This is a genomic window from Candidatus Kapaibacterium thiocyanatum (assembly GCA_001899175.1).
GTDB classification, from domain to species: Bacteria; Bacteroidota; Ignavibacteria; order Kapaibacteriales; family Kapaibacteriaceae; genus Kapaibacterium; species Kapaibacterium thiocyanatum.
In genome coordinates, this window is sequence record MKVH01000022.1 from 1 (window position 1) to 5,157 (window position 5,157).

The following is a 5,157-nucleotide window of genomic DNA, read 5'->3' on the forward strand; positions in this document are numbered from 1 at the left end:
GTCCAATTCGAACAACAACTATTTTCGCAAATCTAGAGTTCTCATACCCTGACAAGCCTAACGGGGGAAGATCATCGCTGTTCGCAAAAGTCACAACATCCATCCATGACATTGGGATATCCGTCCCAACGTATTCCTGCAGTATGGGCATATACTTCATTTCACTTTGTTGAGTTGATTCCAGGGAATGAATATTCCAACTGACCCCTTGTGTTTGCCCACAATATAGTCGCCGTATTCATTAGCATCATGAATCCAGTGCAATCCATCTGCATCTGCTTTGAAAACCTTAGCGGTAGAAACCCGCCGTGCCCGCCAGTACCACGGAGCGGTTGGGACGCTCCATGCCGTAGGCGTCGTATTCGGCGACGGTGTACAACTCGCTCCTGAAACCGCCGCCGCCGTCCGGCAGCTTCATGTCGCTGATGACGCCGCGCACCGAGCCGAGGTGGTCGGTGAGCTCGTAGCGGCGGGGGCTAAATCTACTGTTATCTGCGGATTGGCTAATTTGAGTCACGGGAACAGGGCAGTGTAATACATACGTATTCGTGTGCAGCACCACGTCGCTTCTTCCCACCAGCTGAAAAACTCCAATGCCAACCACCAACGCAACCATCCTCGATACCACCAAGACGTATGGCCTAGCCAGTGAAACCTTGGCCGCCGCAGGTAATCTACAAGAACGTGGAGCGGTCTTTACGCGGACTGAAGTTGTAGAATTCATTCTTGACTTGGTCGGTTATACCGAGGATAGATTCCTTTATCAGCAGACCATTCTTGAGCCTTCGTTTGGTGGCGGCGATTTCCTGTTGCCCATCATCAGGCGTTTGGTACGATCATGGCGTCATGTACGTACAAACACTACTGCGTTGGACGATCTATCGAGTGCCCTTGTCGGTGTTGAACTGCACCGTTCGACCTTTGAACTGACCACCACAGCGGTTATCAATCTACTGGTGGAAGAAGGGTTGGACATCAGCACTGCAAAGGAGCTTACTACTCGCTGGCTGTACCAAGGTGATTTCCTCCTACTACCGTTAAATGACACCTTTGACTTCGTCGTCGGTAACCCCCCATATATCCGACAGGAACGTATTCCGCCTGTACTTCTGACGGAATATCGTCGACGATTCCATACAATGTTCGATCGAGCGGACATCTATGTAGCATTCATTGAACGTTCACTTACACTCCTCAAAGAGGGCGGTAGTTTAGGCTTCATCTGTGCGGATCGCTGGATGAAGAATCGCTATGGGGGGCCACTTCGAAAGCTCATCGATAAGAACTACCATCTTAAGGTGTATGTCGATATGTTCGACACGCCGGCTTTCCAGTCGAGTGTCGTCGCGTATCCAGCCATCACCATTTTTACGAAGCAGCGCAGCGGTCCTACGCGAATCGTCCATCAGCCCGAGATTACCAGTGAGACCCTTCGAATGCTAGCAACCGCACTTCGGAATGAACATACGGCACCTACCAATCTCTCCATCGAAGAAATCCCTCATATTTCTAATGGTGCCGAGCCATGGCTGATACAATCGCACGATCAGGTATCCTTGATGAAACGCTTGGAACGTACTTATCCAACGATTGAACAAGCCGGCTGTAAAGTTGGAATAGGCGTGGCAACCGGAGCGGACAGCGTTTTCATTGCCGCGTATGATGACTTGGACGTCGAGGACGAGTGCAAGATTCCTTTGGTAATGACCAAGGATATTTCCTCAGGTACTGTTAACTGGCGAGGGTATGGTGTGATCAATCCATTCTCTCCTACGGGAGGACTGGTAGACCTCAAACACCACCCTCGACTACGTGCCTACCTCGAACAACACAAAGACATTCTACTACGTCGGCACTGCGCCCAAAAGTCACGGGCACAATGGTATCGTACGATTGACCGCATTCATCCCGGTCTCACCTCAGTGCCCAAGTTGCTCATACCTGACATCAAGGGTTATGCCCACATAGTATATGAAAATGGCACTCTGTATCCACATCATAATTTGTACTACATAACTTCGAAGGACTGGAACTTGCATGCACTGCAAGCTGTGCTCCTGTCCGATGTAGTGAAGCTTGTCATTTCAATGTATTCAACGAAAATGCGCGGCGGCTTTCTGCGGTTCCAAGCCCAGCACTTGCGACGAATTCATGTCCCATTCTGGCATGATGTATCGGAGTCCTTGCGCTGCCGTCTTGTCCAGTCCGCACAATCGTTCGATATTGACGCTTGTAACGCAGCGGTATACGAGCTCTACCATTTAACGCCGGATGAACGTTCAGCCATTGGAGGCACATAAGGACTATGGCTCTTGATCTTGTCAACTATGAACAAAAGGCGAAAGAGGCAGTAAAAGCCTTCTGGGGTAGTCGAGAATCTGCTCGACAAAAACAGGTAGAGTCCGGCAAGACTGATCAAGGTGAACGGGCTGGAGTAACTGGTGGCAAGAACATGGATGGCTTTCTTGCATTGGTCATCGACATTGTTCGCGCCAATGGTCTCGATCATGCGAAAGTTTATCAGAACAGAGCAATGCTGACGCTTCCGGGATACTTCCGTCCGACAAAGCTCTGGGACGTCTTGGTCGTCCACCAAAATCAATTGGTCGCCGCTATTGAATTGAAGAGTCAAGTTGGACCCTCCTTCGGAAATAACTTTAATAATCGTGTTGAAGAGGCTATTGGTACTGCCCATGACCTGTGGACGGCTTATCGTGAAGGAGCGTTTGGCAAGCAGCCACGCCCCTTTGTCGGGTGGTTGATGATGGTCGAAGATGCTGCCAAATCGCGGACGATAGTACGCGACAGGTCCCCCCATTTTCCGGTCTTCCCCGAGTTCAATCAAGCCTCATACTTAAAACGATACGATCTATTATGTCAGCGTCTGATACAAGAACAACTCTACACCACGGCAGCCGTACTGGCATCGGAACGAAGTGGTATTAATACGGGAGTATTCACCACGTTCTCGGAAATGACCAACCTGAAGACCTTTATAACGTCACTTGCTGGACACGTTGCAGCAGAAGCCGCACGTCTAGGATAGTTCTTTACCTCAGCGGGTGGTGATCCTGCACAGCTTCCTTATGGATGTCCACTTGTGACTGCTGGTAGCGTTCGGTAGAGCTTGGGTATTTGTGTCCAGCGAAGACCTTCACCACACGTACGTCGTGCCCCTGACGCAGAAGGTTGGCTATGACGCTCTGGCGAATGAGTTGAGGGTTGATGTTCCGCTTGCCGAAGACGTTGATGTAGTGTTTGTGCAGATGTTTTCCGATGTCGTTCTGGGTCAGTGGACGACCGGACGAGGTGATGAGCAGGTGGTCGTTATCCGCAGAAGGACTCTCCATGATCGCCAGACGTTCGGTTTCGAGGTAGCGGTGGAGCAGCAATATCTGTGTTGGCTTCAACGGTAGCTCCCGGCCATTGAGCGTTGCCGAGGCCTTGATGGTGATCATTCCGGAATGAAGATCGACGTCGGTCGTGCGCAGGTTCTCCAGTTCGGCAGGAGTAAGGGCTTGGTGGACGAGCAGGCCCATCAGGACACAGTGACGGTATTCCAGCGGAGTTGGGGCCTCGTCCGTGGTCTTGACCAAGAGGTCCAGATCGTCGACCGACAGCAGGTCCTGGAGTTGCATATCCTTTCGTGGACGTCCCCGGAGTTGGACCGAACGCGTAGGGTTATCCGGGCGGATACCACGTTCGTGCAGGACGTCGTAGAACGCACACAAGGCGGAGAGTACCTTCTGGATGGTAGATGCTCCGTAGCGTCGCCGAAGGCTTCCGAGGTAGGCAAGAACATCATTATTGGAAGCCGTTGCTGAGTTCGCCACCACGGAGCAGAAGGCCGTGATGTCCCTAAGGTAGGTTTCGGTAGTGCCGTGCGTATATGATCTTCGGAGACACTCCCGAAGGTCATCATCGGGTAGAATACTCACGGAAGGTGTTCTTCGGACACTGGTTCGCAGTGCAGCTTCTTGAGTTGCCCCGCGCTGACCTTCGTGTACACCTGGGTGGTCTCCAGATGCTTGTGACCAAGGAAGTCCGGGACTTGCGCCAGCGGAAGACCGTCTTCGAGAAGATGCGTAGAGATACTGTGACGCAGGTAGTGCAAGGACACGGGACGCTGGAGCCCGGATCGCTTAGTGATGGTCTTCAGTATCCAATGCCAACCATCGTCGTTAAGGCGTTGTCCGCGTTGGTTGAACATGAAGGGCGTTCCGGTGTGCTCTTCCCCGTCTTCCTGTGCTTCCCAGGATACGGGTGGTTCGGACTTCTGGTAGCGTTCCAGATCACGGGCTACCCGTACGGGCATGGGCACGAGCCGGCGTCTGGCTCCCTTGCCTTCACGTACGTAGAGCGGGTGGCTGTGGTAGTGGATGTCCTCCCAGTTGAGCCGTGCAGCTTCGCTCCGGCGCAGAAGCGAGTGCGGATGCCTGCTGCTGGCTAATCATGGTAGACGAGATGTATTGATTTCCTCGGAAACCAACCTTGTAAACCTTGCCACCTGCATCCAACCATTGACCACTTTTCAACGCAGTAACGTCGGGATGAAGTTCTTTAACCATTCCCAAGCCATCGTTCGCATATTTTGTGACATCGGTCCAATCAAAAGGCCTACTGTCTCTTTGCAGCACTGGAGCGCTCGTCGGCCTGATGCTCTGTTCAGGTGGAGCCATCGAGGGGAGCGATGACTTGGGCAGATAGTTCTGACCTGGCATTTGCTTGGATTCGTTCGTTCGCTGATTACTCTCACTGAGCCATATCTGCTGTTGCGTCCGATAGTTATCACGGATCTGGCCATCAATACCAACGTAGTTGTACCAGTACCATGCATCAGGATCACCCCAAACAACAACTTCCTTTGTGGTAATCTGCCCCGGTACCCCTGCGGTACCACCACCCGTTTGTCCTCCACCTCCATCGATCGGTGTACCCGAATATCCACTCGGGTCCATGAAGTTGATCGGATTGTGGAAGGCATAGGCATACGGTGAATAGTCTACCTGTCCTGCCCACAGCGCATCCACACTCGTGAACGCCCCCTGCGTCTTGCTGTACTTCCGCGCGCTCATGTCCATGAGACGCTCGTGGTACAGGCCCGCATGCACCACACCGTACTTCGGTGCCGTCTCGTAGTCCGATTCCTTGCCGAGA

Annotated in this window: 5 protein-coding genes and 1 pseudogene; 3 read left to right on the forward strand and 3 right to left on the reverse strand. The window is 52.4% G+C overall.

Going from position 1 to position 5,157, the window contains the following annotated elements; translation table 11 throughout:
* Positions 1-593: 593 nt before the first annotated feature.
* Together BGO89_06245 and BGO89_06250 are read left to right on the forward strand one after the other, a co-directional pair.
* Positions 594-2,300 carry a modification methylase PaeR7I gene (locus BGO89_06245; protein ID OJX57493.1) on the forward strand — a complete coding sequence of 569 codons (1,707 nt, stop codon included), beginning with the start codon at positions 594-596 and terminating at the stop codon, positions 2,298-2,300.
* A gap of 5 nt (positions 2,301-2,305) precedes the next feature.
* On the forward strand, positions 2,306-3,046 hold the full coding sequence (locus tag BGO89_06250; GenBank protein ID OJX57494.1) for a restriction endonuclease: 741 nt from the start codon (positions 2,306-2,308) through the stop codon (positions 3,044-3,046).
* Between the two features lie 4 nt (positions 3,047-3,050).
* Here BGO89_06250 and BGO89_06255 read toward each other — a convergent pair whose 3' ends face one another.
* Entirely contained in the window at positions 3,051-3,458 is a 408-nt protein-coding gene (locus BGO89_06255) for a hypothetical protein (protein ID OJX57495.1), read from the reverse strand.
* Positions 3,459-3,464: 6 nt separating this feature from the next.
* Between BGO89_06255 and BGO89_06260 the strand changes: the two genes are divergently transcribed.
* Positions 3,465-3,824, forward strand: a complete 360-nt coding sequence (locus BGO89_06260; protein ID OJX57496.1) for a hypothetical protein — start codon at positions 3,465-3,467, stop codon at positions 3,822-3,824.
* A 110-nt stretch (positions 3,825-3,934) separates the two neighbouring features.
* On the opposite strand, the gene BGO89_06265 is transcribed toward BGO89_06260, so the two are convergent.
* Both BGO89_06265 and BGO89_06270 read right to left on the reverse strand, forming a co-directional pair.
* A complete protein-coding gene (locus BGO89_06265; GenBank protein ID OJX57497.1) occupies positions 3,935-4,315 on the reverse strand; it encodes a hypothetical protein in 381 nt (126 codons plus the stop codon).
* 31 nt (positions 4,316-4,346) lie between these two features.
* Positions 4,347-5,157: pseudogene (locus BGO89_06270) on the reverse strand (hypothetical protein).

Coding starts and splice junctions, on each gene's coding strand:
- BGO89_06245 (OJX57493.1), top strand. CDS start 594: ATGCCAACCACCAACGCAACCATCCTCGATACCACCAAGACGTATGGC.
- BGO89_06250 (OJX57494.1), top strand. CDS start 2,306: ATGGCTCTTGATCTTGTCAACTATGAACAAAAGGCGAAAGAGGCAGTA.
- BGO89_06255 (OJX57495.1), bottom strand. CDS start 3,458: ATGATCACCATCAAGGCCTCGGCAACGCTCAATGGCCGGGAGCTACCG.
- BGO89_06260 (OJX57496.1), top strand. CDS start 3,465: ATGAAGATCGACGTCGGTCGTGCGCAGGTTCTCCAGTTCGGCAGGAGT.
- BGO89_06265 (OJX57497.1), bottom strand. CDS start 4,315: ATGCCCGTACGGGTAGCCCGTGATCTGGAACGCTACCAGAAGTCCGAA.